The 25,387-nt window shown below is 60.8% G+C and carries 24 protein-coding genes; 14 read left to right on the top strand and 10 right to left on the bottom strand.

The annotated features are described in order from the left end of the window. Window positions 1-82: 82 nt before the first annotated feature. On the top strand, window positions 83-751 hold the full coding sequence (locus OHL20_RS07125; protein WP_263382506.1) for a class I SAM-dependent methyltransferase: 669 nt from the start codon (window positions 83-85) through the stop codon (window positions 749-751). Between the two features lie 15 nt (window positions 752-766). Continuing rightward, window positions 767-1,390 carry a hypothetical protein gene (locus OHL20_RS07120; protein WP_263382505.1) on the top strand — a complete coding sequence of 208 codons (624 nt, stop codon included), beginning with the start codon at window positions 767-769 and terminating at the stop codon, window positions 1,388-1,390. Between the two features lie 23 nt (window positions 1,391-1,413). Here the strand turns inward: OHL20_RS07120 and OHL20_RS07115 are convergent, their stop codons facing one another. Continuing rightward, a complete protein-coding gene (locus OHL20_RS07115; protein ID WP_263382504.1) occupies window positions 1,414-2,076 on the bottom strand; it encodes a DsbA family protein in 663 nt (220 codons plus the stop codon). Between the two features lie 123 nt (window positions 2,077-2,199). On the opposite strand from OHL20_RS07115, the gene OHL20_RS07110 reads away from it, so the two are divergent. Beyond that, a complete protein-coding gene (locus OHL20_RS07110; RefSeq protein WP_263382503.1) occupies window positions 2,200-3,660 on the top strand; it encodes a TolC family protein in 1,461 nt (486 codons plus the stop codon). A 68-nt stretch (window positions 3,661-3,728) separates the two neighbouring features. On the opposite strand, the gene OHL20_RS07105 is transcribed toward OHL20_RS07110, so the two are convergent. Then, window positions 3,729-4,286, bottom strand: coding sequence for a hypothetical protein (locus tag OHL20_RS07105; protein WP_263382502.1), 558 nt, complete (start codon window positions 4,284-4,286; stop codon window positions 3,729-3,731). Between the two features lie 5 nt (window positions 4,287-4,291). On the opposite strand from OHL20_RS07105, the gene OHL20_RS07100 reads away from it, so the two are divergent. From OHL20_RS07100 to OHL20_RS07090, 3 genes are read left to right on the top strand one after another with little or no spacing between them, the layout of a single operon-like run. Then, entirely contained in the window at window positions 4,292-5,629 is a 1,338-nt protein-coding gene (locus OHL20_RS07100) for an MFS transporter (RefSeq protein WP_263382501.1), read from the top strand. Between the two features lie 58 nt (window positions 5,630-5,687). Beyond that, window positions 5,688-6,425 (top strand): hypothetical protein, encoded by a 738-nt coding sequence (locus OHL20_RS07095; protein ID WP_263382500.1) that lies wholly within the window; start codon window positions 5,688-5,690, stop codon window positions 6,423-6,425. A 46-nt stretch (window positions 6,426-6,471) separates the two neighbouring features. Beyond that, entirely contained in the window at window positions 6,472-7,812 is a 1,341-nt protein-coding gene (locus OHL20_RS07090; protein WP_263382499.1) for an amidohydrolase family protein, read from the top strand. 45 nt (window positions 7,813-7,857) lie between these two features. On the opposite strand, the gene OHL20_RS07085 is transcribed toward OHL20_RS07090, so the two are convergent. The 4 genes from OHL20_RS07085 to OHL20_RS07070 all read right to left on the bottom strand — a co-directional run bounded on the left by OHL20_RS07085 (window position 7,858) and on the right by OHL20_RS07070 (window position 14,603). Then, window positions 7,858-9,861, bottom strand: a complete 2,004-nt coding sequence (locus tag OHL20_RS07085) for a CocE/NonD family hydrolase (RefSeq protein ID WP_263382498.1) — start codon at window positions 9,859-9,861, stop codon at window positions 7,858-7,860. 93 nt (window positions 9,862-9,954) lie between these two features. Then, the gene (locus OHL20_RS07080) at window positions 9,955-10,782 is read right to left on the bottom strand and encodes an energy transducer TonB (protein WP_263382497.1); all 828 of its coding nucleotides are present in this window, start codon (window positions 10,780-10,782) and stop codon (window positions 9,955-9,957) included. Between the two features lie 222 nt (window positions 10,783-11,004). After that, on the bottom strand, window positions 11,005-13,854 hold the full coding sequence (gene ppc / locus OHL20_RS07075) for a phosphoenolpyruvate carboxylase (protein WP_263382496.1): 2,850 nt from the start codon (window positions 13,852-13,854) through the stop codon (window positions 11,005-11,007). 122 nt (window positions 13,855-13,976) lie between these two features. Then, a complete protein-coding gene (locus OHL20_RS07070; RefSeq protein WP_263382495.1) occupies window positions 13,977-14,603 on the bottom strand; it encodes a hypothetical protein in 627 nt (208 codons plus the stop codon). A gap of 85 nt (window positions 14,604-14,688) precedes the next feature. Here OHL20_RS07070 and OHL20_RS07065 point away from each other — a divergent pair, with 85 nt between their 5' ends. The 3 genes from OHL20_RS07065 to OHL20_RS07055 all read left to right on the top strand — a co-directional run bounded on the left by OHL20_RS07065 (window position 14,689) and on the right by OHL20_RS07055 (window position 16,939). Then, window positions 14,689-14,910 (top strand): hypothetical protein, encoded by a 222-nt coding sequence (locus OHL20_RS07065; RefSeq protein ID WP_263382494.1) that lies wholly within the window; start codon window positions 14,689-14,691, stop codon window positions 14,908-14,910. A gap of 32 nt (window positions 14,911-14,942) precedes the next feature. Further along, window positions 14,943-15,674 (top strand): DUF5995 family protein, encoded by a 732-nt coding sequence (locus OHL20_RS07060; protein ID WP_263382493.1) that lies wholly within the window; start codon window positions 14,943-14,945, stop codon window positions 15,672-15,674. 215 nt (window positions 15,675-15,889) lie between these two features. Next, complete coding sequence (locus OHL20_RS07055; protein WP_263382492.1) at window positions 15,890-16,939, top strand: DUF2235 domain-containing protein; 1,050 nt, start codon at window positions 15,890-15,892, stop codon at window positions 16,937-16,939. Here the strand turns inward: OHL20_RS07055 and OHL20_RS07050 are convergent. The 4 genes from OHL20_RS07050 to OHL20_RS25190 form a co-directional block, all read right to left on the bottom strand. After that, window positions 16,936-17,406, bottom strand: coding sequence for a nuclear transport factor 2 family protein (locus OHL20_RS07050; protein WP_263382491.1), 471 nt, complete (start codon window positions 17,404-17,406; stop codon window positions 16,936-16,938). The two genes, OHL20_RS07055 and OHL20_RS07050, sit on opposite strands and share 4 nt — an antisense overlap. Before the next feature lie 64 nt (window positions 17,407-17,470). Next, the gene (locus OHL20_RS07045) at window positions 17,471-19,936 is read right to left on the bottom strand and encodes a patatin-like phospholipase family protein (protein ID WP_263382490.1); all 2,466 of its coding nucleotides are present in this window, start codon (window positions 19,934-19,936) and stop codon (window positions 17,471-17,473) included. An 89-nt stretch (window positions 19,937-20,025) separates the two neighbouring features. Next, window positions 20,026-20,268, bottom strand: a complete 243-nt coding sequence (locus OHL20_RS07040; protein ID WP_263382489.1) for a hypothetical protein — start codon at window positions 20,266-20,268, stop codon at window positions 20,026-20,028. Between the two features lie 319 nt (window positions 20,269-20,587). Next, window positions 20,588-20,752 (bottom strand): Trm112 family protein, encoded by a 165-nt coding sequence (locus tag OHL20_RS25190; protein WP_396272543.1) that lies wholly within the window; start codon window positions 20,750-20,752, stop codon window positions 20,588-20,590. A gap of 51 nt (window positions 20,753-20,803) precedes the next feature. On the opposite strand from OHL20_RS25190, the gene OHL20_RS07035 reads away from it, so the two are divergent. From OHL20_RS07035 to OHL20_RS07015, 5 genes are read left to right on the top strand one after another with little or no spacing between them, the layout of a single operon-like run. Next, complete coding sequence (locus tag OHL20_RS07035) at window positions 20,804-21,760, top strand: bifunctional 5,10-methylenetetrahydrofolate dehydrogenase/5,10-methenyltetrahydrofolate cyclohydrolase (RefSeq protein ID WP_263382488.1); 957 nt, start codon at window positions 20,804-20,806, stop codon at window positions 21,758-21,760. Window positions 21,761-21,764: 4 nt separating this feature from the next. Next, complete coding sequence (gene coaE / locus OHL20_RS07030) at window positions 21,765-22,406, top strand: dephospho-CoA kinase (protein ID WP_263382487.1); 642 nt, start codon at window positions 21,765-21,767, stop codon at window positions 22,404-22,406. 60 nt (window positions 22,407-22,466) lie between these two features. Then, window positions 22,467-23,681 (top strand): S1C family serine protease, encoded by a 1,215-nt coding sequence (locus tag OHL20_RS07025; RefSeq protein ID WP_263382486.1) that lies wholly within the window; start codon window positions 22,467-22,469, stop codon window positions 23,679-23,681. Between the two features lie 14 nt (window positions 23,682-23,695). Next, on the top strand, window positions 23,696-24,349 hold the full coding sequence (locus OHL20_RS07020) for a hypothetical protein (protein WP_263382485.1): 654 nt from the start codon (window positions 23,696-23,698) through the stop codon (window positions 24,347-24,349). 3 nt (window positions 24,350-24,352) lie between these two features. Next, window positions 24,353-25,387 (top strand): site-2 protease family protein, encoded by a 1,035-nt coding sequence (locus tag OHL20_RS07015; protein WP_263382484.1) that lies wholly within the window; start codon window positions 24,353-24,355, stop codon window positions 25,385-25,387.

Below are 25,387 nucleotides of genomic sequence, written 5' to 3'. Positions count from 1 at the left end.
ATCCGTGATCTACGTGCGTGGCGCTTCAACCAGATGATTGCGTGGGGTTGTCAAGCCGAGGTCTGTGGCAGATGCTTTAAGTATGACGATGCGAAGACTTGGTGGGTGGCTGTCGGTTTGCATGATGGCTGTGGCTGTGAGCGTGATGAGTGGTTCTCGCGATATGCGGGCGCAGGAGCCTCGGGCGACCAGTACACCGTATGCGGGGGACCTTTCGATCTTTGAGACGCCGGGGCGGGATCAGCGGCTGCAGATTGACCGGGTGATGGACCTGCTTAAGATTACGCCGGGCAAGAGTGTGGCGGATATTGGCGCGGGTTCGGGGTGGTTTACGGTGCGGGCGGCAAGGCGGGTGGGCGAGGGCGGGACGGTGTTTGCGGAGGATATCAATCCGCAGGCGATCCACTATATCGAGAAGCGGGCGGCGAGCGAGAAGCTGTCGAATGTAAAGACGGTGCTGGGGACGCCGGATGATACGAAGCTGCTGCCGGGGAGCGTCGATGCCGTGCTGCTGCTGAAGGTGTATCACGAGATCGCGCATCCTATCCCAGTGATGCAGCAGATCAGGGCTTCACTGAAGGCGCATGGCCGGGTCGGGATTATCGACCGGAATGGCAATGGGGCCGATCACGGGCTTGACCTCAAGGTGGTGCAGAAGGAGATGGGCGAGGCGGGCTATAAGCTGGTCTCGACGTATGACTTTACAAAGGCGGATGGACAGGATTACTTCCTGATCTTTGAAGCTAAATAAGGATGAAGAGGTGGGATGCTGAGGATCTCGGGAGTTCTGGTCCTGGTGCTGGCGAGTGGTTTGGCAGCGCAGACGGGACCGGCACGGCGACTGTATGCGGATGGTCCGAGCGGGGTGAGCTTTTCGTATCCGGCGAACTGGCTGCTGAACGCGGATGACGATGCGGCCACGGCCAAGCTGCGCATCGTGAGTGAGGCACAGCCGGTGGCGGTGGTTCAGCTTGAGGGCAACTTTGCCGATGCGGGGCCATACAAAGGAACGGACTTTGAGGCTGGGGCGTTTGCCTATGTGGTGAGTCCGCGAAAGACAGCAGAGCATTGCTATGAGGCGCTCGACCCGATCGCGGGAGATGAGCAGAAGCCGATGGCGGTGACCTGGAATGGTCTGGCCGCGCGACGGCTCGAGGCGAAGTACTCAGTCGCCGGAACGGAGGACAGCCATGAGATTGTGGCTACGTATCGGCGGGGCCGCTGCTATTTGTTCGAGACGGTGATTGTGAGTCAGGCTGTGGATGCGCTGGGTGGTCTCGATGGCCCAACAAAGGCGCTGGCTCCTGCGCGATGGCGGATGATTCGCGCTCAATTTGCAGGGGTGCTGGGATCGGTGCGGATCGCCGGGAGCAGCGGCAAAGGCCCCTAGAGAGCCTTGCCGCCGGTGCGGAACTACCGTTTCGCGTGCGTGGTGGTTGCCGGGGTGCTGGTCGAGGCGATTGCGGTGTCGATGGTCTGGTAGAGATAGTTGATGTCGGTGACCTGGGTCCAACCCTTGTTGGTGACGACGAAGATGGTCGGGGTCTGGGTGAGGCCGATGCGCTCTCCGAGGGTGTAGTCGGATTTGACCTCCTGGGTGAAGAGGCCGGCGGGGTCCATCACGAAGGGCATGGTGCGGCCGTGGGACTGGAAGTACCGCTGTGTGAAGGCCTGAAGGTCATCCTTGCTAGCGATGGAGGTCTGGCTGGCGAAGACGGCGCGGCGGAACTCTTCAGCGGCCTGGGGCGAGATCTTGTCCTGGATGTAGCGCGCGGTGACGGCAGCGTCGAAGCTCCAGATGTGCATTTTCAGGGGGAAATCGTGGCGTACGAGCGGGATCTTGTAGCGTTCGATGGCGGAGTGGACGAGTGGGAAGGCGTGTGAACAGGCCGGGCACTCGAGGTCTTCGAACTCGTAGATCGCGACCTTGGCGCCGACCGGGGGCTTGATCATGGAGGTATCGCGGAAGCTGTTGGCGGTGTTCGGCGGGGCGGAGGCCTGGGCGCGGGCGACGGCTGGAACGATGGCGAGGAGTGCGGCAGCGAGGACGAGACGGTTCATAGAGGTAGGACGCATAGGGTTCTGCTTTGTATTTTAGCGGAGGATTGGCGGCACCCAGGTCTGGGCGTGGTGCGGCTGAAGATTCTGGGGCAGATTTCGCAACCAGAGGGGCGGCATGGCACTCTAACGATAAGCACCATGAATCCATTGACACGAATATTCGGACGGACAAAGGTTTGGCCGCTGGGACTTGCAGCCTGCGTGACGGTGTCCGCATGGGCGCAGGATAGCTCGAGCCTTCCTTCGGCGCCGGTGCCTGCAAACGTGACGTTTACGGCGACACGGCTGCCAAGCGATGTAGTGGTGGAGAAGGCTTCAGCTGGTCCTCTGGCCCTCAGTATTGATCAGGCAATTGCCTTCGGACTGGAGAAGAACCTTCAGATCACGCTTGGGCGCGAGAATGAGCGGCGGGTGAAGGGCGAGGTATTGACCGTCGAGAATGCTCTTCTCCCGACGATTACCGCGCAGGCGTACACGAACACGAAGCAGCTTAACCTGGCGGCGCAGGGGTTCCAGCCCTCGTTACTGGCGGCGTTCGGGATTGCTAACTTCAATCCGATCGTCAGGGTGGACCAGACAAGTGCGCAACTCAATGTGAGTCAGCAGTTGTTCAACGTGCCTGCGTACTATCTGTATCGATCTGCCCAGAAGGCGGTCGATGCGGCTTCGTTTGCGACGTTGAACTCACGGGGTTCGGTGGCCCTGTCTGTTGGTTCTGGCTACCTTCGAGCGCTGGCAGATGCAGCACAGATCAAGAACGCGCAGGCGCTGCTGAAGGCTGACCAGGTAGTGCTGCAACAGGCGGTCGACTCGCACGATGCGGGTGTCGGGACGAACCTCGATGTGCTGCGGGCGAAGGTCCAGATGCAGCAGGAGCAGCAACTCCTGATTCAGAATGAGAATACGCTGGCCAAGGACAAGATTGCGCTGAACCGGCTGATGGGGATTCCGGCGGAGCAGGAGCTGACGCTAGTGGACCCGGTGCCGTATGAGGATCTGGTGACGATGCCTCTCCCGCAGGCGCGGGACCTGGCGTATACCCGGCGCAAGGATTATCTGCAGTTGCTCTCGGAGCTTGAGGTTGCCGCGCGGTCGCAGAAGGCGGTGCGGTATGAGTATGCACCGACGGTGGCGGTTGGTGGATTTTACGGCGTGCTCGGCGAGACGCATGGGCTGTATCACGGCGACTTCGCGGCGCAGGGACAGGTGAGCATACCGGTCTTCCATGAGGCGCAGTTCCGCGGCGAGCGTGAGGTGGCGGCGTCGAACATGATCGGCTTGCGGCAGCAGATTGCCAGTCTGCGGGACACGATCGACGAACAGATACGCGAAGCGATGCTGGATGTCGAGTCGTCCCACGACCTGGTGCGGGTAGCGCAGAGCAACGTGGTGTTGTCGCAGCAGGTGCTGGACGATGCGACGGAACGCTTCAAGTCCGGCGTAGATGACAATCTGCCGGTGGTGCAGGCCCAGGCTACACTGACTGGAGCGGAGACGCGACTGGTGCAGACGCTCTATCAGTACAACACCGCGAAGCTGACGCTCGCCCGGAATACGGGTGTGGTGGAGACGCGGTATCGCGAGTTCCTGGGCAAGTAGATCTTGGAATAAAGCCGGTGTATTCTGCGGGCATGGTGCAGCATAAGCCGAACCCGTCGCGACTCGCGCTAGTGGCATTGGCGGGGTCCCTGCTTGCGACCGCCACTATTTTTGTCAGCTTTATCCACGTTCCCCTCGTAGAGGTGACCGGCCACGGCATCGGTTCGACTCTCTGGCGCAATTCTCTCCGTTGCCTTGGTTACATGGGGCCGATTCTGATCGGGCTGCCTCCAACATTCTGGGCAGAGAGACGCCTGAGACGCGGCATCCATGATGAGCTGTGGACCGAAGCTGAGCTTGATCGAGTTCGAACACTGGTGCAAAAGCCATTTTGGAGGTGGTTCAGTTTTGGATTGATAGCTGTCTGCCTTTTCCTGTTTGTCTTCCGACAAGGCTTCAATCTCGGATTCTTTATTGGCATGCTCATCTATCCTTCGCAGGTAGCGATGCGGATACGACAGCTTGTAACGCCAGCTGAAGCTCCCAAGATCCTTCTGCGCGAATGGCAAAGCTCCAAACCGATCCATTCTGAGCATTGGGGTGAGGTAAGGCAGGATGGCGATACCTCGATTGCCTGAGAATGTCGCAGCTTCTGTGAAATGACGTTCACCGAAGTGTGAAAGCATAGGGCATGGCAGAGGGTGGCAGTACGACAGTAGAGCCGGCGCTCGACGCGGGAAGCGCTTTTCGATCGCGGGATTTTCGGCTGTACCAGGTAGCGCGGCTGCTGGTGATTCTTGGCGCTGAGGCGCAGTCGGTCGCGGTGGCCTGGCAGGTTTATCAGATTACACATTCGGCGCTTGACCTTGGGTATACGGGGCTGGCGCTCTTTTTGCCTGGACTATTCTGCGTGCTTCCGGCGGGTCATGCAGCGGATCGGTATGACCGGCGTGGCATCATTTTGATCTGCTACGGTCTGCAGTTCGTGTGTACGGGAGCGCTGCTTTGGTTTGCGTTTTTTGGGACGGGCGGCAACGGGCACAGAATCTGGCCGATCTATGCGGTGCTGGTGGGCATTGGTATGGGGCGGGCGTTCAGCGGACCGGCGTCGTCGGCAATGCTGCCGAGCCTGGTGCCGAAGGAGCACTTCGTCAATGCGGTGACCTGGGGCGCATCGATCTACCAGATCGCGAATATTGCGGGACCGGCGGTTGGTGGCCTGCTGTTTACGTTGCAGCTTACGGGGGCGTTGGCCCACTGGAACGGCGCTGCGGTGGTTTACGCGTTCACGCTAGTGATGCTGGCGGGCTTTCTGGTGATGATCGGCATGATCCGGACGCGGGTCGTGATGGCGGAGAAGAAGGCGTTCGACGTCCGGACGATGCTGGCCGGGCTGGAGTACGTGTGGAAGGCGAAGCTGCTGCTGGGCTCGATCTCGCTCGACCTGTTTGCGGTGCTGCTGGGCGGCGCTGTGGCGCTGCTGCCTATCTTTGCGACGGACATTCTTCATGCCGGACCGCGTGGACTTGGGCTGTTGCGGGCGATGCCTTCGCTCGGCGCGCTGGTGGTCTCGCTGACCATGCTGGTGAAGCCGATCAAGCACCACGCGGGTAAGACGATGCTGGTGTGTGTCGGGATCTTTGGCGCGGCTACGGTGGTGTTCGGGCTTTCGCGCAGCATCTGGATAAGCCTGGTGGCGCTGGTCTTGATTGGCGCGAGCGATATGGTGAGCGTGGTGATTCGATCGAGCATCCTGCAGCTTGCGACACCGCCTGAGATGCGCGGTCGAGTGAGTGCGGTGAACTGGTTGTTTATCGGCGCGTCGAATGAGTTTGGCGAGTTCGAGAGCGGGCTGACGGCTCACTGGTGGGGCGCGGTGCGGGCTGTGGTGATCGGCGGGATCGGCTCGATGATGGTGACGGGCACGGCTGCTGCTCTCTTCCCGCGGCTGCGCAATGCGGATTCGCTCACGGCTGAATCGCTGATGGAAGCGAACCGCGAGCAGAGCATGGCTGAGCCAATCGATTAGCCTGTGCGACTTGCGTGTGGAGCGTGGACACACTAGAACTGCTACTGAGGTTTGACCGATGCAAAATGGGGCTAAGGCGGGAATCGGAGCGACGCTGCTGGTATTGGTGGTGGTTGGCGTACGTGTTGGGATGATCTATCGGGAGCGGAATGCGCCGGAGAAGGCGGTGGCGAAGCCGTACTACAAGACCGATGATGACGACCTAGTCTTCCTGAAGAAGAAGCGCCAATCGTCTCTGGCGGACGCGAAGGAGCTGGTGGGCTCGACCCTGTGGGTCTCGGCTGGCGGGCAGATGGATTATTACGCGTATGCGGGACACCGGACGGACTACAAGAGCAAGGGTGTGCTGCTGGCGGCGGTTCCGCTGGTGGTGAAGGACGCGTTTGAGCAGGTTGCGCCGAAGACGGCTACGTTTCGGATTCCTGGTGGCGAGAAACAGGTGCTGCTGGTTTTTACGCTGCCGCAGTCTCCCTCGCCGACGGTTGAGTATGCGGTGCCGGTTGGGTACAAAGAGGCTGGCGGGTACACGTTCTATGTCGATGAGATCTTCTTCTATGACGATCCGCACGAGCTGTATAAGCATTGGGGACCGGAGACGTGGAAGGCGATCGATGAGCATCGCGTGATCCTCGGGATGAACGAGCGGCAGGTGCAGATGGCGCTGGGACAGGTGTCGAAGAGCACGAGCGATGCGTATGGGAATCGGATGGTGGTGTTTGCGAATCTAGGAAAGCCGTTTGCGGTTACGTTTGTGAAGAATCATGTGACGGCGTTCCGGGCCGACCAGGGATATTGAGGCCAACTCTGGCCGACGGCGCATCTCAGGCAGAGGAGGTGCTGGCATGTTGAAGTTTTGTGGCGTTGCAGGTCTGGGTGCTGTGCTTGGGGCAAGTGCAGCAGGAGCGCAGATTACGGTGCTGCGCGATGTGACGGTGATCGACGGGGAGGGTGGAGCGCCTCGACACCATGCTGCGCTGGTGATTGATGGCGGCAGCATTCGTGCGGTCACGGATACCGGCGCCGCGGTACCGAAGGGCGCGACTGTTCTTGATATGGCGGGTAAGACGGTGATGCCCGAGATCATCAACGCGCATGGACATGTTGGGCTGTTGAAAGGGACGAAGACGGCTTCGGCGAACTACTCCAAAGAGAACGAGCAGCGGGAGTTGATGCAATACCAGGACTATGGCGTGGGCGCGGTGCTGGTGATGGGGACCGACCATGATGAGGCTTATGGGTGGCGGGCGGAGTCGCATGCGGGGACGCTGCCGGGAGCGCTGTTGTATACAGCCGGCAAGGGATTTGGCGCGCCGCAGGGGATGCCGCCGCTGGCGATGGGGATGGACCAGGTCTATCGGCCTGCGACGGCGGAAGAGGCTCGGGCGGATGTGCGGGAGCTTGCGAAGCACAAGCCGGATGTGGTGAAGATGTGGGTCGACGACTTTTATGGACAGTTCACGAAGATGAAGCCGGAGGTCTACACGGCGATCATCGACGAGGCGCACAAGCAGCATCTTCGGGTAGCTTCGCACCTGTTTCATGAGGAGGATGCCCAGCAGTTGGTGGATGCCGGGCTGGACATCATGGCGCACAGCGTGCGGGATCAGGAGATTCCAGATTCGTTGATTGCCGAGATGAAACAGAAACATGTGACGTACATCGGTACGCTGTCGCTGGATGATTTTGCGGTGGCGTATGCGGGTGATCCGGCGTGGCTCAACGAGCCGTTCTTTCGGGATGCGCTGGAGCCGGGTGTGTTCGCGATGATTACCGATCCGAAGTATAAGGAGACGCAGAACGCGTCAAAGGCTACGGCTGCGGAGCGTGCGGCGCTGCCGATAGCCTTGAAGAATCTGAAGAAGGTGTACGACGCGGGGATCCCGGTGGCGCTCGGTACGGACTCCGGGGCAACGCCGATTCGGCCGTTTGGATTTGCCGAGCATACGGAGTTGCAGCTACTGGTTCAGGCTGGGTTGACACCGCTACAGGCGATTACCGTCGGGACGAAGAACGGGGCGACACTGCTGCGGGCTTCGAGCGAGTTTGGGATGTTGAAGCCGGGGCTGAAGGCTAACTTCGTCGTGCTGGACAAAGATCCGAGTGAGGACATTCGGAATACGGAGTTGATTGCTGCGGTCTGGAAGGACGGCAAGAAGATGAGTGATGGTCCGCATGCGCCCTAGCCTGAGCACCTCTAAGAAGTGCCCAGGCGGTTTCAGATCTGAAGCCTAGTTTGCTGGCTTTACGACGGAGAGGGTGAGGGTGCTGGGGTATTGCGGGGTGTGATGGATCCGGGTGTGGGCGATGACGCTGGTGGTCTCGGAGAAGTTGTCACCGCCGGTGTTGAGGTTGCGGTCGAAGCGGGGGAAGTTGGCTCCTGCGACCTCGAGACGGATGCTGTGGCCGGGTAGGAAGAAGTTGCTGGTGTTCATCGGGGTCAGGGTGACCTTGTAGACCTTGTCCTTCTCCATCCAAACGATCTTGTCGTCGCCATCGCGATAGCGGAGTCGCTGGATGGTCTCGTCGAGGTTGTAGGCGGTGCCGTCGGGGTAGACGTCGAGAACCTTGACGGTGACGTCGGTGTCCTTGACGTCGGAGGAGACGTAGAGGGTCGCGGTGATGGGGCCGGAGACTTCGATGCCGTCTTTGAAGGGCTGCGAGGTGTAGACGAGGATGTCCTGACGCTCTTCCATCTTGCGCTGGTCGAGCGCTCCGCCTGTGCCGGGAATGGAGTTGGCGGCGCAGCAGACGTTGCCGCCATAGGAGGGTGTGGGGTTCATGGGATCGTAGACGAAGAGGTCGGCCAGGTCAGGGGAGATCTTTGATTTCTTTGCCTTCGGGGCAGGTGCTGCAGGAGCCATGGAGAGGACGCCGTCGCCGTGGAGGGTGTTGGCGTGGCCGCCGCTGGTGAGGGTCAGTGTGACAGGCTTGGCGGTGGCTGGAGGCCAGACCTCGGAGTGCTGCCACTTGTTCATGCCCATGGTGTAGTACTGGACCTTCGGCGTCTTCTGGAGGAAGCCGTTGTCTTCACCCTTGAGGAAGTGGTCAAACCAGGCGTAGGTCATGCCGTCCCAGTCGAGGCGGGCGTCGCCCATGTCGCGCTGGCCGACTACGGTGTGCTCGGTGGCGCGCTTGTACCCGCAGTGGAGGGTGGGGGCGATGACGGCGTATTGTTCGTTCGCCACTTCACCTTTGGCAGTTGAGCGCACGAAGTTGTAGGCGGCGAGGTTGGGGCCGGTCGAGACGTCGTACCAGGTCATGAACCAGAAGCCGGGGAGATTGATGGGCATGGTGTCGGACTGCCAGATGCCGCCCTTGCGCCATGCGGGATCGTTGGGGGTGCGCTCGATCATGGCACCGCCGGTATCGACGGGCATCTTGTCCGAGTAGATGCCTTTGGGGCCGTCTACCGCGGAGATGATGTCCTTCTCGGGGAGGTGGGTAAAGGCCTTGGCCCAGTCGACGGGGGGCATCTGCGGGGCGAGGTCGAACATCTTCGAGGCCTTGATGAGGTCAGCCTGCGAGGTGGTCGGGGGAAACATGGGGCGGACCTGATTCTGCTCGCCGTAGATCCAGTCGATGAAGAGCATCTGCACGGCACCGCCGCGATACCAGTTGCCCTGCTCGTTGTAGGGACCGACCTTGCCGACACCGGCACCGAAGCTCTGGGGGATGAAGGTGGTGAGATTCTTGTTGCCGCGTGAGGCTACGGCCAGTTGATACTCGGCGGTGGAGGAGCAGCCGATCATGCCGACTTTGCCGCTTGACCAGGGCTGCGCGCCCATCCAGTCGAGCTCTTCGTCGGAGTCGGTAAGGGGTGTGCCGAGGATGTCGTAGTTGCCTTCGGAGAAGAAGTGGCCACGCTCGTTCATCTCGATAAGGACGTAGCCACGCTTGACGGCGTCGAGTTCGGTGGTCATGTCGCGCCAGGTGCCGAGTTTGACGTCCCAGAAGTTAAAGTTGTAGGGGGTACGGGAGAGGATGATCGGATACTTCTTCGAGGTGTCTTTGGGGCGGTAGATGTCGGCGGCGATGCGGATGCCGTCCTTCATGGGGATCATGACCTTGCGGTCGATGACGGCGACGTCTTCCAACTGCTTCTCGATGCCTTCCCGCTTGGTGATGAGAGCGGCGGCCTCTTCTGCGGTGAGCGGGGCGCGGCGTTGAGCGACGGCAGCGATACAGAGGGTGCTACAAAGGGCTGCAGTGACGGCTTGGCGAAGGCTACGCATGGATGCTCCCAGAAAAAGTGGATAGAAGCAGGGTAGCAGGTACGCGGCCAGGAGTTGCCTTGCGGACCCTTCGCGATGCGTGGGGCTTCGGCCTTAGCGGTTGCCGCCGTTGAAGTCGACGACGACGTTGAGGTCGACGGGAACGGGCTTACCCTTCTGCGTTGCGGGGCGGAAGATGTACTTCTGGACGGCGGCGATTGCCTGCTCGTCGAGACCAAGACCGGCGGGCCGCAGGAGTTGGAGATGCGTTGGAACGCCTTCCTTCTCGACGATCAGGCTGATGATCACGCTGGCCTTGTACCGGAGGTTGGTTGCGGCGGGGGTGATCTCGGGAGCGACGGAGCGAGCCAGGGTGGGCTTGGTAATGGACTCCTTTCCTCCCTTGTTGATGGGCTTGTCGAGCATCTTTTCGGACGCCTCGGAGTGGAGCGGGCGCTGATTGCCGGGGGCGAGAAAGTTGTTGGTGGCATAGACCTGCCAGTAGTCGGGAAGCGTGGGGACGAGGCTGGCTAGATCTTCGACAAAGATGGCGGAGAGGGCGTGGTTGTAGTCGGCACCCGGGGCGAGGGTGATCTCGATACGGATCGGCTCGTCGGCTCCGTTGACCTGAATGGGGACGCGGGTGCGGGCGTCCTGCTGCTCGAGTTCGAGGCCGACGCGGCGACCTTCCATGATGAGGCCGTCGCCCTGGAGGTAGACGCGAGTGACGTCCATACCGGCGAGGGTGAAGGAGGTGGTCTCGGAGGGGGTTGTGAGGCGGCCCAGGCCGTCAAATCGTAGATTGTCGTTGCGCCAGAGGCCGCGCAGGTAGAGCGGCTTGTTGATGAGGCGCGCTTCGAGCGTGGGCTGGTTGGACTGTGCCGCTACGATCGCGGGGATACAGAACAGCAGAGGAAGAACAAGATGCCTGAGCGTTCGCATAATCTTCGATTTTTGATGCGGTAGCGGGGGCGATAGATGTAGGAAGTCGGCTTTGAGGCTGAAATAGGCGTTAAAACGGGTTAGGAGCGTGAGTGAATCTAAAAGATTTCGAACTTAACTTCAACATTGAGTTCGACAAGGACCATGAGGAACATGAGTGCGACTGTAGCCGATCCTGCTCTGTGAGGAAAGACAAGTAGTGCGCCTGATGTGCAGTTTTCATCAGCCCGTGTTGCGGAGGCCGGCGCTGATGCCGTTAATGGTGGCTGTGATGGCGCGGTTGAGTTCGGTGGCGTCTGCGCCGGTCTCTTCGGCGGCACGCTTGCGGCGGATTAGTTCGACCTGAATGAGGGAGAGTGGGTCGACGTAGGGATTGCGGAGGCGGATGGATTGCTCGAGGACGGGGTTTTTTTCGAGCAGCGCGGTCTGGCCGGTGACGGCGAGGATCATGCGGAGCGTCAGCTTGAACTCGGTTTCGAGAGTGTTGAAGACTCGGTCGCGAAGCTGCTCATCTTCTACGAGTGAGGCGTAGAGGCGGGCGATGCCGAAGTCGGCCTTGGCGAGCGCCATCTCGACGTTGCGGATGATGTCGATGAAGAGAGGGAAGTCGCGGGCCATGGTCTGGAGGAGTGCGAGGTTGGCCGGATCGGCGTTGAGGAAGAGCTCGATGGCGTGGCCTACGCCGAACCAGGCGGGAACAAGCTGACGGGACTGCATCCAGCCGAAGACCCAGGGGATGGCGCGGAGGCCGGCGAAGGAGCGTTTGGCGTCCTTACTGGCGCGGCGCGCGGGGCGGGAGCCGATGCGGGCGTGTTCGAGCTCGGCGACGGGCGTGGCCTGCTCGAAGTAGGTGAAGGTTTCGGGGTTATCGAGGATCTCGGCGCGGTAGAAGGTGTAGGAGGTTGCCGAGAGCTGATTCATGGCAGCCTCCCAGGGAGGGAGGATCTCGCCTGTGAGGTGGGGAATGGCCGCACCCTTCTGGAGGAGAGCGTCCGGCCTTGCGAGGGCGTCGAGGGAGGCGGCGATCATGAGTTCAAGGTTGCGCTCGGCGAGGATGACGTCGGAGTACTTCCAGTTGAGGACCTCGCCCTGCTCGGTGATGCGGAACTCGCCGGAGAAGGAATCCATGGGCTGGGCGAAGATGGCGCGGTGGGTGGGCCCGCCGCCCCGGCCTACGGTACCGCCGCGACCGTGGAAGAGACGGAGGGTGACGCCGCAGTCCCGCGCCACGTCGTAGAGGGCGCGGTGGGCCTGATAGATCTCCCAGGTGCTGGTGATCATGCCGCCGTCTTTATTGGAGTCGGAGTAGCCGAGCATGACCTCCTGGCGGTGGTTCCACGAGGCGAGGAGTGGCTGGTAGGCTTCGCTCGACCAGAGTTCGCGCATGATGGCGGAAGCGTTCTGGAGGTCTTCGATGGACTCGAAGAGGGGTACGGGCTGAAGGCCGGGGTCGTCTCCCTCGGCTTCGACTTTGACGCTGCCGAGGCGAGCGAGCCAGAGCACGTTGAGGATGTCCTCGGCCGAAGTGGCACCGCTGATGACGTACTGCCGGATGGACTCGGGCGCGCTGGAGCGCTTGAGGTCGGCGATGGTGCGGAAGGTGTCGAGGAGTTCAGTGGTCTGGGGGGTGAGAGCGGGGGGGAGTTCCAGGCTGTTCTGTTGGGGATGAAAGGCGTCGAGTTCGGTGATGGCAGCGGCGTGCACCTTGGCATGCTGGCGGATGTCGAGGGTCTGGAGGTGCAGGCCGTAGGTGCGGACCTCGAGGAGAAGCGGGTCGATGAGGAGTTCGGTGAGGCGTCGGCCCCGGTTGGCGATCAGGGATTTGCGGAGGACGGTAAGGTCGCTGAGAAGGTCGGCGGCGCGGGTGTAGGGTGCGAGCGCAGGCCTTGCCGGGAGTGGCACGGTCGACTGCGGTGTGGCGCCGAGCCGCATCATGATACAGGCGATGAGGAGACGGAGGAGCTCGTGCGGGAAGCGCTGCTCCAGTGCGGGCTGGCCGGCGGCGCGCATCTGGTCTAGATATTGGTCGAGGAGGGCGCGCAGCTCGGGGGTGATGGGGACTTGCTGGGTGGAGCTGCCGAGCTGCTCGAAGATGTTCTGGAGGCGCCGGCGATAGTGGTTGAGGAGCAGGGCGTGCGCCATCGCGAGAGCTTCACGGGTGGCTTCGGGTGTGACGAAGGGATTGCCGTCGCGGTCACCGCCGATCCATGAGCCGAAGGAGACGAGCTGGGGAAGGTCGGCGAGGCAGGGCTTGCCTGCTTCGGGGTATTCGGCTGCGAGGGCGAGCGCTACTTCGGCGTAGAGGACGGGCAGGGTATCGAAGAGGGAGGACTCGTAGTAGTCGAGCGCCATGCGGATCTCGTCGCGCACGGTGGGGCGCTCGGAGCGGACGTCGTCGGTCTGCCAGAGGGCGGTGATCTCGGCGGTGAGGTCGCGCTCGAGGGCTTCGAGGTCGGTGGCGGGAACGGGGATGCGGTCGAGCTGTTCGAGCAGGTCGGAGATGCGGCGGCGCTTGAACATGACGCTGCGGCGGGCGACCTCGGTGGGGTGCGCGGTGAACACGGGCGAGATGCAGACCTTGCCGAGAAGCGCGCGGGCCTCCGGGGCGTCGATGCCCGCGAGCTTGAGCTGGCGCAGGGCTCCGCGAAGGCTGCCGCGCTGGACGTTCTTCGCCTGCTGATCGAGCGAACCGGCGAGACGTCGACGCTTGCGGTGATTGGTCTCGGCGAGGTTGATCAGCTCGAAGTAGAAGCTGAAGGCGCGGGCGAGCTGATAGGCCTGTGTGGCGTCTTCGGCGTGGGCGTGAACGCTGAAGAGAGCTTGCTGGAGATGGCTGCGGGCTGCGGCAGTGTCGTTCGCGGCGTCGGCTTCGCGGCGAGCGATGGCGATGCGGCGAAGAGCTTCCACGGCGTCGTAGAGCGGCTCGCCGGCCTGCTCGCGAAGGACCTCTCCCAGGAGCATGCCGAGGGAACGGACATCACGACGGAGGGGGGCTTCCTTGAGTTCGGGGGAGCGGGCTTCGAGTTCGGCGAGGCGTTCGGTCCAGGCGGTAGGGGTCCAGAGGGACGGCATGATTTTGATTATGGCATTCGCCGCCCGGTTCAGGACCAAACGAGGCCGGGAATCACTGTGTGGGGCGAGGGCGATTCCCGGATGTCGATTGACTGGGGAAGGTAAGTGACGTCGAGATTCGGTCAGGTTCGCGAGCTTAGCATCAGGCGGCTCTGGATTCCGTCAGCAAAGCCCATGGTGCGTGCATCGGACGGCCAGTCGTAGACGAACTTGCTGTCTCCGGGGATGCGCAGCGAGAAGTCGACCCAGTCCACATGAATATGGTTCTCGTGGGCGCGGCCAAGGGCTACGTTGTGGTTGGGATTCTTCTGGAGGAGATGACCGCCGTAGCCTCCGCCACCGCCGGGAATATGGAAGTGAAAGGGCACCCCGGGTGTGGTGTCCGGCCAGTCTGTATAGAGGATGTCGTGCCAGCGGATCTTGCTTTGCATATCGATCAAGGCGCTGATGATGTCGTCGGCGATGCCCTTCTGGTAGGGATCCTTGCTGTTGAGCATGATGTCGATCGCGAGACCGGCGGTGTGCCGCGAGGCATCGTCCCGGACGGTGCCGATGGCGTTCCCGCCGAGCTCCGGGATAACGCCTCGCAGGGCGCGTGCCAACTCGGCGACGGCAGGTGATTCTGTTCTTGCTGGGTGATTCGCCACAAAGGCCTCCATGAGGTTACGAATGAGAGCTGCCCGTATAGCAGGCGAGCTGTCGCTGGTCTTACGGGAAGGATGGTGAAGGTGGGGCGATTGGCGTTTCATCGCGACTGCAATTTGCCTGGGCGCACGGCGCGTGCGAGAGCTGCCAGCTATGCCAAATGGCGAACTCGGTTTAAGATGATGGGGTATGTCTTTCCCGATCAAAGTTTGCGTCGTTTGCTCTGAAGAGTTCGAACTGAAGCCGGATAAGCCGGGATTCGCCAATCGCTGTCCGGAGTGCAGTTCGCCTGAGGCGAGCGAGGCCGTAGGCAAAGGCAAGATGGATGCCGAAGAGCGCAAGTCCGCGAGTGAAGCGAATGAGGCTCGCAGGGACGCGATGAAGAATCTGCTCTACCGCAAAGACAGCTAGGGCCGAGCTCTTCCAGTACGTCAGGAGGCAACATGTCCACAGCCACCCTTTCCGCTGATGAGCTGGCGCTCTACACGGTGCTGACTGAGCAGAAGCCCGCGACCATCGCCGAGGTAATTGCGAAGATGCAGGCGATCGACGACCTGCTGGCGAATGGCGATGGGCTGAAGTGGTTCAACCGACTCTACTTGATGGTGACGCAACAGGTTGATCTGCAACCTCCGGGTGGCGGCTGGAAGAGTCCCGTGTGGCTTACGCAACTAGATGTGACCTTTGCGAACCTTTACTTTACGGCTGTCGCGGACTACCTCGTGGGCGGTACCGTTGCTTCTTCGTGGAAGGCCCTGTTCGAGGCACGCTTCGTGGTGGGGATTGATCGCGTTCAGTTCGCGCTGGCAGGGATGAACGCGCATATCAACCATGACCTTGCGCTTGCGTTGCTGGTTACGGATGCCGAGATGGGTATTGTGCCTTCGCTGACGAGCGCGGAGTACGCGGACTACGAATCCGTGAATACGCTGTTGAACCTGGTGATGCCTGCGGCGTTGACGATGCTGGCAGTTGATACGCTGGGTGTTCTGGCGGAGGACACCGGGAAGGCTGGTCGTGTGCTCGCGTACTGGAATATGTGCCAGGCTCGCGATCTCGCGTGGAACTTCGCGGACCATCTTCGCGGGCTTGCGGGCCCGGTTCGGAATGCGGCTCTCGATGCGCAAGATGGGCTTACGGGCGCGCTGGGACGAGCGATCCTGATGGCTGCCTAAGGTTTGAAGCCGTAGGCTTTGTTCGGCAATGACTCGCACCAGCGGCTTAATCGCGAGGTTCTGGTTGAGGCGATGAGCGGCGTGGCGAGTCTCCCTATAGACTTGGGCGACCCTTGAAGCGCATTTGGTTCTCCCTGAATTTAATTGCAATTTGGGTTTTCGTGACCTACAAGGGATCGTCGCAAAACCGAAGATGCAAGCCGTACGAGGAGACTATGAGCAAGAAGATCATATTGTGTGCCGATGGAACGTGGAATACACCACATGGGCCGCTCGCCGTGCCGAACGATACCAATGTTCGGAAGCTCTACCTGATGCTGAACGAAGATGCGTCTCAATTGAAGTATTACGACAGTGGCGTGGGTACGGACGGGTCTGCCTTTGAACACTTTTTCGGCGGAACGATGGGCGAAGGACTCTTTGAGAAGGTTCAAGACGGGTACGCGTTTCTTTCGTATGTCTGGGACCCGGGGGATGAGATCTTCATCTTCGGGTTCAGCCGGGGAGCGTACACCGCGCGAAGTCTTGCGGGTATGATTGCTCTCTTTGGCGTGCCTACCAAAAACCTCGACAACCGAATGGTCAAGCGCATCTTCGATGTCTACCGGATCAGCGACCATGATCAAAGAAAAGCAGCCAAGGAACCCCTCGTTGCGGAGTATGGCCTTACCGATGTCGACGTTCGGATGGTTGGGGTGTGGGATACGGTAGGAGCGCTCGGGGTTCCAGGGCATCTCTTCGGCAACTTCGACCAGGCAAAGTACGGCTTTCTCGACACTACGTTGAGCAAATGCGTCCAGAATGCTTATCACGCGATCTCCATCGATGAGCGGCGCGCGTCGTTTCTGCCGACGCTATGGACGAATCCGGATGGGAGTCCCCGGGCGAACGATGCGCAGTTGACGCAGGTCTGGTTTCCGGGGGTTCACTGCGATGTGGGTGGCAGCTACTCGGACTGTGGACTTTCGAACATCACGCTTCGCTGGATGATCGATAACGCGAGGGCGTGTGGGCTTGTCTTTGACGATAAGGCGGTGGAGGCGTCGCTTGCACCAAAGCCCTTTTTGCCGTTGAGCACAGCACATGATGAATGGAGATTGATTCCCTGGGGACTGCCGAAGCACCGCACCATCCCGGCAAACGCCGTTCTTTCGAATACGGTGAGGCTGCGTCTATCGGGGATGGCGACGTATAAGCCGGGAGCGATGGACATGGACATCGCGAAGTACGCCGAGGCTCTGGTGATTCCGCCCAATGAGCTTTAGAGGGCGAGATCGCTGAGGGAAGGGTGATCGTCAGGGCGACGGCCCTGGGGCCAGTGGAAGAGGCGGTCGGTTTCGGCGATGGCGAGGTCATTGATGCTGGCGTGGCGGTAGGTCATCAGGCCCGCCTCGTTGAACTCCCAGTTCTCATTACCGTAGGAGCGGTGCCACTGGCCGGCTGCGTCGTGGGACTCGTAGGCGAAGCGGACGGCGATGCGGTTGCCGGTGAAGGCCCAGAGCTCCTTGATGAGGCGGTATTCGAGTTCGCCAGCCCATTTGCGAGTGAGGAAGGCGACGATCTGCTCGCGACCGGTGACGAACTCGTGGCGATTGCGCCAGCGGCTGTCCTCGGAGTAGGCGAGGGAGACCTTCCGGGGGTCGCGGGAGTTCCAGCCGTCTTCGGCTCCGCGAACTTTCTGGGTGGCAGTTTCAAGGGTGAAGGGCGGAAATGGTGGTCTGGATTCGGACATAGTGCTGCGATTGTCGCTCATTTCGCGGCGGTATGGGCGAGGCAAAGACGACGAGCTTGCGCGCTTAGAAGAGCTTGCCGAGGGTGAAGACGAACTTGCGGTGGCCGTCGTCGCCGATGGCGGGGGCTATGGTGATGAGGCCGAGAGGCGTTTCAGCGACGATGCCGAAGTAGACGTCCTGGCGGGTGATGGTGCGGGCGTCGGGAGAGCGCATCTGGCCAGCCTCGTAAGCGGCTCCGAGATAGATGCTTTGGCCGAGCGGTGAAGGAAGCTTGGCTACGCGTCGAAGGAAGGCGGGTTCGACGAGGAAGTAGTCGGTGCCGCGAAACTCGTCGATGGCGCTGGCGGTGAGGCGCAGCGGACCGCCGAGCGTGAAGCGGAAGGGCTGGGCGACGTTCCGGTTCAGCATGGTGCCGCCCTCGGCTGCCATCACGAAGATATTGGTGGCGATCTGGTGGGAGTAGCTGATGCGGGTGGTGAACTGCGGGGTGTTGGGGCTGGCGACCGAGTTGTAAAGGTAGCCCGCCTCCGTGGTGAAGCGGAAGCCGAACTGCGGAACGAGGGCGCGGTCCTGATTGTCGAAGGTGTAGCGGACGCGGGCGCGTTGCATGGTGCCGATAAGGTTGGCGGGTGCAAGATTGTCGGAGCCGGTCTCGGTCTGCCAGCGCTCCTGGCCTCCCTGCCAGCCGACGCGAAGTTCCTGGATGCGCTGGTCGCTCCAGCCGATATCGACGCCACCGCCGGCGTGCTGCAACTGCCGCTCGGAGATGCGGTGCTGATCCTGGTAGATATAGAAGGGCTCGCGGTGGAGGACGGCCTGGGGAGCGATGAAGAGGCCGCCCTGGGTCTTGCCGAGCGAGGTGATGTGGCGGTAGTACTCGCCGGTAAGGTCGGTGAGAAAGCCGATCGCGAAGTGAGCGCGGAGCTCGGAGCCATAGCCGCCAAGGTCCTGATCGACGAGGGTGGCTTCGAGGGTAGCGCGGGTGACGCCGCCGGTCTGAGCTTCAACGTTGGCGCCGACCTCGAGGAAGGGTGGTCCGGTCTTCTTGTCTTCGATGGTGACCGTAACGACGGGCCGGTTGGTGACGGCTTCGGCCTGCCCGGTGTCTGGCGTGGTTTCGTAACCCACGGTGTAATCGGCGTCGTATCGACCGTCGCTGCGCACCTGGTCGAGGAGGGCTTCGATAGATTTCGCGTCGACCGGCTTGTTGACGATGGGAAGAAAGGACTTCTGCACGGCACGGGTGACCTGCTGGTTGGGAGACTTGATATGGACATGGAGGACGGTTCCGGGAGGTCCGGGGAGGCGCGAGGCCCGCTGGGCGAGGTAGGCGGCCCATTGCTGATCGTCCACTGCGTATTTCAGAAGCTCGGCTTTATGCGCCTCGGCAGCCTGATAGCCGCGCTCAGAGAGGCCGGGTGTCTTGAGGTAATCGGTTGCGGTGAAGCCCTTGACGTCCGGCTCAATGACGACGGCGGCTAGCTTGCGGGATTGTTCCTCATTGGCCTCAATGGCGACCGAGAAGCTGCGCTGGAGTACGCCGAGGATTGAGTTGAGGTCCCCTGCACCTACGGGGGAGAGCGGCAGGCTGATGGCGAGGACGACGTCGGCCTTCATCCCGATGATCGTCTGCGTGGGGAGGTTTTCGAGGACGGCTCCGTCGACGAATTCGTGATTGCCGATCGCGTACGGGCGATAGATCCCGGGTATGGAGACGCTGGCCCGTACGGCATCGGGAAGCGATCCGCGTGTGAAAGTGACGGACTTTGCGGCGGTAAGATCGGTGGACTTGCAGCGAAGCGGGATCGGGAGAGTGTTGAAGTCGGTGCGGTCGTTGTAGGGCAGGAACTGGCGGTCGAGGAAGGCGTTGAGACCCTGATCGATGAGAACGCTGTTGCGGAAGGAGACGCCATGCTTGAGTCCGACGGTGATGGCGTTGGGGAGGGCGCGATTATCTTCGCGGCGGCGATAGTTGAGCGCCTTGTAGGAGGTGCCGAGGGAGAAGACGGAGCTGAAGACGTCGTCGTTCATGACCGCTTTGAGCTGGTCGATGGTCTTGCCGGAGGCGTATAGGGTGCTGACCATGCAGCCCATGCTGGTCCCGGCGATCATGTCGACTGGAATATGGTGCTCTTCGAACCATTGAAGGACGCCTATCTCGGACATGGCGAGAGCGCCCCCACCGCCGAGAGCCAGGCCAATGCTTGGCCGTCCCGCAGGCGGAGCGGGAGGTACGGAAGGAGCCATGGAATTGAAGGTGGCTCCGCGCTGGCCGGTGGTGTCCGTCTCTGCGCGAGAGGAGGCAGTGGGGAGCACGGACTTATCAGCGGCGGGCAGGCTCTGATTGCTGGCGGGCGATTGGGCAGCAAGTGTCGAGGCGACAAGGAGGAGCGTCGTGAGTCTAACGATGGAGGAGAAGTTGCGAGGGGCGACGATGGCGGCCCGGATGATGCTCATATTCATAAGGATGCAGCATCGCCATGAAAAGCTACAGCCAGAGCGGGAGCGAGCGACCGGATGAGGGGTCATTCGGTCGCTTCTACAGCGGAACAGTGCGGTTTATTGGGGGACCAGACATAGGGGAGGGCTTGCCAGGGCAGCAGTGATGCAATATTCAGCTACATGAACAGAGCGACTTTTTCGAGTTCTTCCTGAATGCGCTGAATGGAACAGGTAAAACAGTCGATACGCGTTGTGGCGGTGCGGAGTTCATCACTTGCGACGCCATAGCCACGGCCTGAAAGGAAAGCGCTTACAAGTTCGGCAGCCTGCCAGGAATCGAGGCCGGACTGCTGAAGTTCCCTGCGCAAGTCGGTGAGATCAGTAGCGGCGAACTTTTCAATCTTCAGCTGTTGACTCATTGAGATCCGCCTAAGGGTAAGTGCGATCGATTTGAACCTGTTATGAAGCTCGAGTAGCAGGTCTTCCGTAACGTTCTAACACTGTTACGAGAGGACGGGATGTTTGGATTCGCTTCTAGAAAAAATTTCTTGCAAGAGCGAAAATTCTTCTTTCCCGTCTTTAGTGATCAACAAAGTCAAGTTTATTTGTAGGGCTAACTCGACTGTCCCCAATTGGAACACAGTGCGCGACAAAAGTCACAACCAAAATGCCTAATAGTCACCTTAATCTGGTTACTAGAGTAACTATAGTAACAACGCGGGAGTGCCTGCGCTTGCTTTACGCGCTAAGGATTAATACCGGAATGCGGTCTTTCACACGGTACGTACAACGACATGTCTCGCACTGGACAACTGCAGCGAGCAGGTCCAAATGCAGTGATCCGTGGCACAGGGGGCACGCGAGCCAGTGGAGATCGTCCTGGGTGAAGTCGCGAACACTCATATAGCCAGTGTAGTCAAATGCTCTCAATGTCTCCACGGTACGATAGGGGGTATGAGTGTAGGTCCAAAGATTCTCGATGGAATTTTGATCGCTGCGGAGATCAAGGCAGAGGTTGGGGTAGAGGTTAGGGAGTTGGCGGCCCAGGGGATTATTCCCGGGTTGGCGGTCATCCTGGTGGGCCACGTCCCCGCTTCCGAGATTTATGTGCGGAGCAAGGTGAAGACCTGCGGCGAGCTTGGTATTTACAGCGAGATGCTGACGCCTCCGGAGACGATCACGACGGAGCAGATGCTGTCGCTGGTTGAGGGATTGAACGCTCGCGACGATATTGATGGCATTTTGATCCAGCTGCCCTTGCCGAAGCATGTCGATACGCGACGTCTGCTCGAGGCGGTGATGCCGAATAAGGATGTGGACGGGTTTCACCCACTTAATGCGGGTCGCCTGCTGAGTGGACAGCCGGGATTGGCTCCGTGTACGCCGGCGGGGATCATGCAGATCCTGAGGCGAAGCGAGATTTCAGTTGTTGGAAAGAACGCTGTTGTGGTTGGCCGGTCGGACATCGTGGGCAAGCCTACGGCGGTGATGCTGCTGAATACCTCGGCAACGGTAACGGTCTGTCACCATCTGACGAAGAACCTGCCCCGCTACACGAGGGAGGCGGACCTGCTTGTGGTTGCGATTGGGCAGCCTGGCTTTATTACGGCCGACATGGTGAAGCCGGGCGCTACGCTGATCGATGTAGGCATCAATCGGATCACGGATGCTGCGCGCGTTGAAGAGCTGTTTCCAGGCGATGCTGCGCGGGCGGCTACCTTCGCGAAGCGCGGTTCGGTTGTTGTGGGGGACTTTCACCCATCGGCCTTTGCGATCTCTGGGGCGTATACCCCGGTTCCGGGTGGTGTCGGCGCGTTGACGATTGCCATGCTGATGGCAAACACGGTGATGGCTGCGAAGCTGCGGCGCGGGTTGGAGACTGGCCCGCTCGTTGCCGCGATGGTGGGCTAGAACGATGCTGCGAGTTGGGCTCACCGGAGGATTGGGGTCGGGGAAGTCAACGGCTGCGCAGATGTTCGGCGAGTGTGGCGCGGTGGTGCTGCAGTCGGACGCGATTGGACGAGAGCTGATGCAGCCGGGTCAGGCTGTCTATCGGGCGATTGTGGAGCGCTTTGGTAGCGCCTTTGTGATGGCTGATGGCCGTCTGGATAGACCGGCACTGGCCCGTGCAGCGTTCGCGGAGGGCGGCGTGGAGGCGCTGAATGCGATCGTTCATCCTGCGGTGATCGCGCGGCAGGAGGAGTTGATGCGTGGTTTGGCCGCCAACTCCGTTGTCGTGATTGAGTCGGCGCTGCTCTTTGAGACGAAGTATGGTGGGCCGTCCGGGTGGAGGGAGCGGTTCGATCGGCTGGTGCTGGTGACAGCTCCTGACTCGCTGAAGGTCGTGCGGTTTGTGGAGCGAGCAGGGGCCTCTGCCGAGACGAAACAGGCGTTCGAGGCCGAGGCGCAGCGCAGGCTTGCGCTCCAGATTACCGATGAGGTGAAGGCTCCGCAGTGTGACTTCGTGCTGAGAAATGACGGCGATCTGGCGGCGCTGGAGGCACAGGTACGACAGGTCTGGAGCGAGCTCGTCAAGGCCACGATAGCCGGTTCCTGACTACAATAGAGAGCACGAGCGGCTACTTTCCGCTCAATATTAGAAGTGAGTGTCTCAACTATGAAGCTGCGTCCTGTGTTGCTGGTCCTGCTGCTGCTCTCCGGCTTTTACTATGTGACGACCCATGTGCAAACGTCGGGCGCGCTCTCGCAGTGGGTACATCACACGGTTGCTCCGCTGGCCGCTGCGACGGAGGGGGCGACGGGTGCTATTACCGGTCCCCTGGAGTTGACGACTGCTTCGGCGGCTCCGGCGTTCGACACGGAGGAGCAGCAGAATATCGCTGTTTATAAGAAGGCGCTGCCGTCCGTGGTGAACATTACCTCGACCGCGATGGCGTTTGACTTCTTCAACGGGCCGGTTCCACAGCAGGGGCAGGGTTCGGGTTTCGTGCTTAATAAAGAGGGTCTGATCCTCACGAACAACCACGTGATCGACAACGCGCAACGGGTTGAGGTGACGCTGTCGGATAAGCACAAATATAAGGCGACAGTTCTAACGGTGGACAAGGGGCATGACCTCGCGCTGATCAAGATCAACGACGTGCCGAACCTGACACCGGCGACGCTCGCCGAATCTGCCGGGCTGGTTGTAGGGCAGAGGGTGTATGCGATCGGTAATCCCTTTGGGCTTTCGGGCACGATGACACGGGGCATTATTTCGGCGATCCGATCGATTCGCGGACCGGAGGGCAATCCGATCGAGGATGCGATCCAGACGGATGCTTCAGTCAATCCGGGAAACTCGGGCGGTCCGCTGCTCAATTCGCGGGGCGAGGTGATCGGGATTACAACGCTGATCGCTTCGAACGGTGCGGATCAGTCGTCGGGGATCGGGTTTGCGATTCCGATCAACACGGCGAAGGCGGTGCTGGATGACTTCGCGAAGTATGGCCGGGTGCGGCGGCCTTCGCTCGATATCGTCACCTTGCCGATTACGCCAGATATCGCGGAGCAGATTGGGCTGCCTGCTGACTACGGTCTTCTGATCGATCGGGTTCTACCGGGTGGCGCTGCCGAGAAGGCGGGGCTGAAGGGTGGAACGCAAAAGATGTACCAGGGAAATATGCCGGTGATGTTGGGCGGTGACCTGATTGTGGCAATGGACGGACAGGATATCGCGAGCGGGCAGGATCTATCGGCGGCGATGAACGCGCACCGGGCTGATGATGTGGTGACGCTGACTGTCTTCCGCGGCAAGAAGAAGATGGACATCAAGGTAAAGCTGGGCGACGCGAAGGATACAGTTCGTTCCTCGCGCGGGCAGCAGGCGTAGAGGATCAAGAGGTTATGGGAACGAATCTGCCGAGCTTTGAGAAGGCCGACTATGGGTCTGCTTCCGGTGCCCCCGGGGAGCGCTGCGTGCGATGCCAGCAGACATTTACGGATCGATTCTTCCGGTTGAATGGTGAGGCAGTCTGCGAACCTTGCGCGAACATTGCCGTCACGTCGCCGGCTGAGGGTGGTGGACCTGCGTTTGTGAAAGCGATCGTGGTGGGGCTTGGGGCTGCTATTGTTGGAAGCGCACTCTATGCGGGCGTCGAGATCGGTACAGGATGGACGATCGGGTATGTGGCGCTGGCTGTGGGCTGGCTGGTGGGCAAGGGTATGCGGTGGGGCTCCGAAGGTCGCGGCGGGAGGAAGTACCAGATCGGCGCGGCGGTGCTTACCTATCTCTCTGTGTCGTTCGCAAGCTTGATTGTGATCCTGCATGCGGTGCAGAAGAGGAACCCTGCGGGGCACCTTGTGTTTGATCAACGGTTTGCGGGTTTTGCCGTGAAGTATGGTCTGCTGTCGCCGTTTCTTGAGTTGCAGGATGGGGTCGGTGGGATTATCGGCTTGTTTATTCTCTTTATCGGGATCAGGGCCGCATGGACGCTTATGGCCGGGTCGGAGTACGCGATCACAGGGCCGCATCACGTTCCCGGCGGAGTGGTGGTCTAGCGCATGAGCCTCTCTCAACCTTTGGTGATTGCTGCTTCTTCGCGGGTCTGCCCGGTGTGCCAGGCGGATCTGCGGGCCGGCGACCTGGCTTGCCCGCGTTGCCAGACGCTCGTTCATCGCGAGCGGCTCGACGCTATTTCGAAGAGTGCGCTGGAGCTTGAGCGAGGTGGTCGTCGGGACGACGCGCGTGAGCTCTGGCGGTCTGCGCTGCCGCTGCTGCCGCGTGGATCGACGCAGGCGGATTGGATTCGGCAGCATGTGCTGGAGCTTGACGGTCAGGCTACGCAGATGGAGAAGATCGCGGAGCAAGATCAGCCGAAGCAGAAGGTGGACTGGCGGAAGAGATTGGGCCCGCTCGCGCCCGGATTGCTGGTGCTGGCGAAGCTGAAGACGTTCTTCTTCATCCTGCTGAAGCTGAAGTTCCTGCTGAGTTTCGCGCTTTTTCTTGGGGTGTACTGGACCCTGTTCGGGCCCTGGTTCGGTGCGGGCTTCGCTATACAGATTCTGATCCATGAGATGGGCCATGTCTTCGCCGTGAAGAAGAATGGTTTGAAGGCGGATCTGCCGGTGTTTCTGCCGGGTTTCGGGGCGTACGTGCGGTGGCAGGGCTTCGATATTTCGGTCGACACGCGGGCGGAGATCGCGCTCGCCGGTCCGCTGTTTGGGCTGCTGGCAGCGGCTGGATGTATGGGGATTTATCTCTATACGAAGATGCCGGTCTTTGCGGCGCTGGCCCATGCGGGAGCGTGGCTGAACCTGATCAACCTGATCCCGGTATGGATGCTCGACGGCGGACAGGCGGCCCACGCGTTGAGCCGTTTGCAGCGAGGATTACTGCTGGCGGCCTGCATCGTCTTCTATGCGCTTACAGACCAGAAGGTGTTCTTACTGGTCGCGGCGGGCATGGCCTACCGGCTCTTCACGAAGGATGTGCCGGAGCAGCCAAGCACGCGGACGATGGTGTTCTACATGGTGCTGCTGTTTGTGCTGGGAGCGCTGTTGAAGGTGATTCCGATGCAGCCGGGCGGGGCATTTTAG

Source organism: Granulicella arctica (genome assembly GCF_025685605.1).
Lineage (GTDB): Bacteria > Acidobacteriota > Terriglobia > Terriglobales > Acidobacteriaceae > Edaphobacter > Edaphobacter arcticus.
The sequence above is the reverse complement of the archived record's forward strand: the minus strand, read 5'-3'. Positions and strand labels throughout refer to the sequence as shown.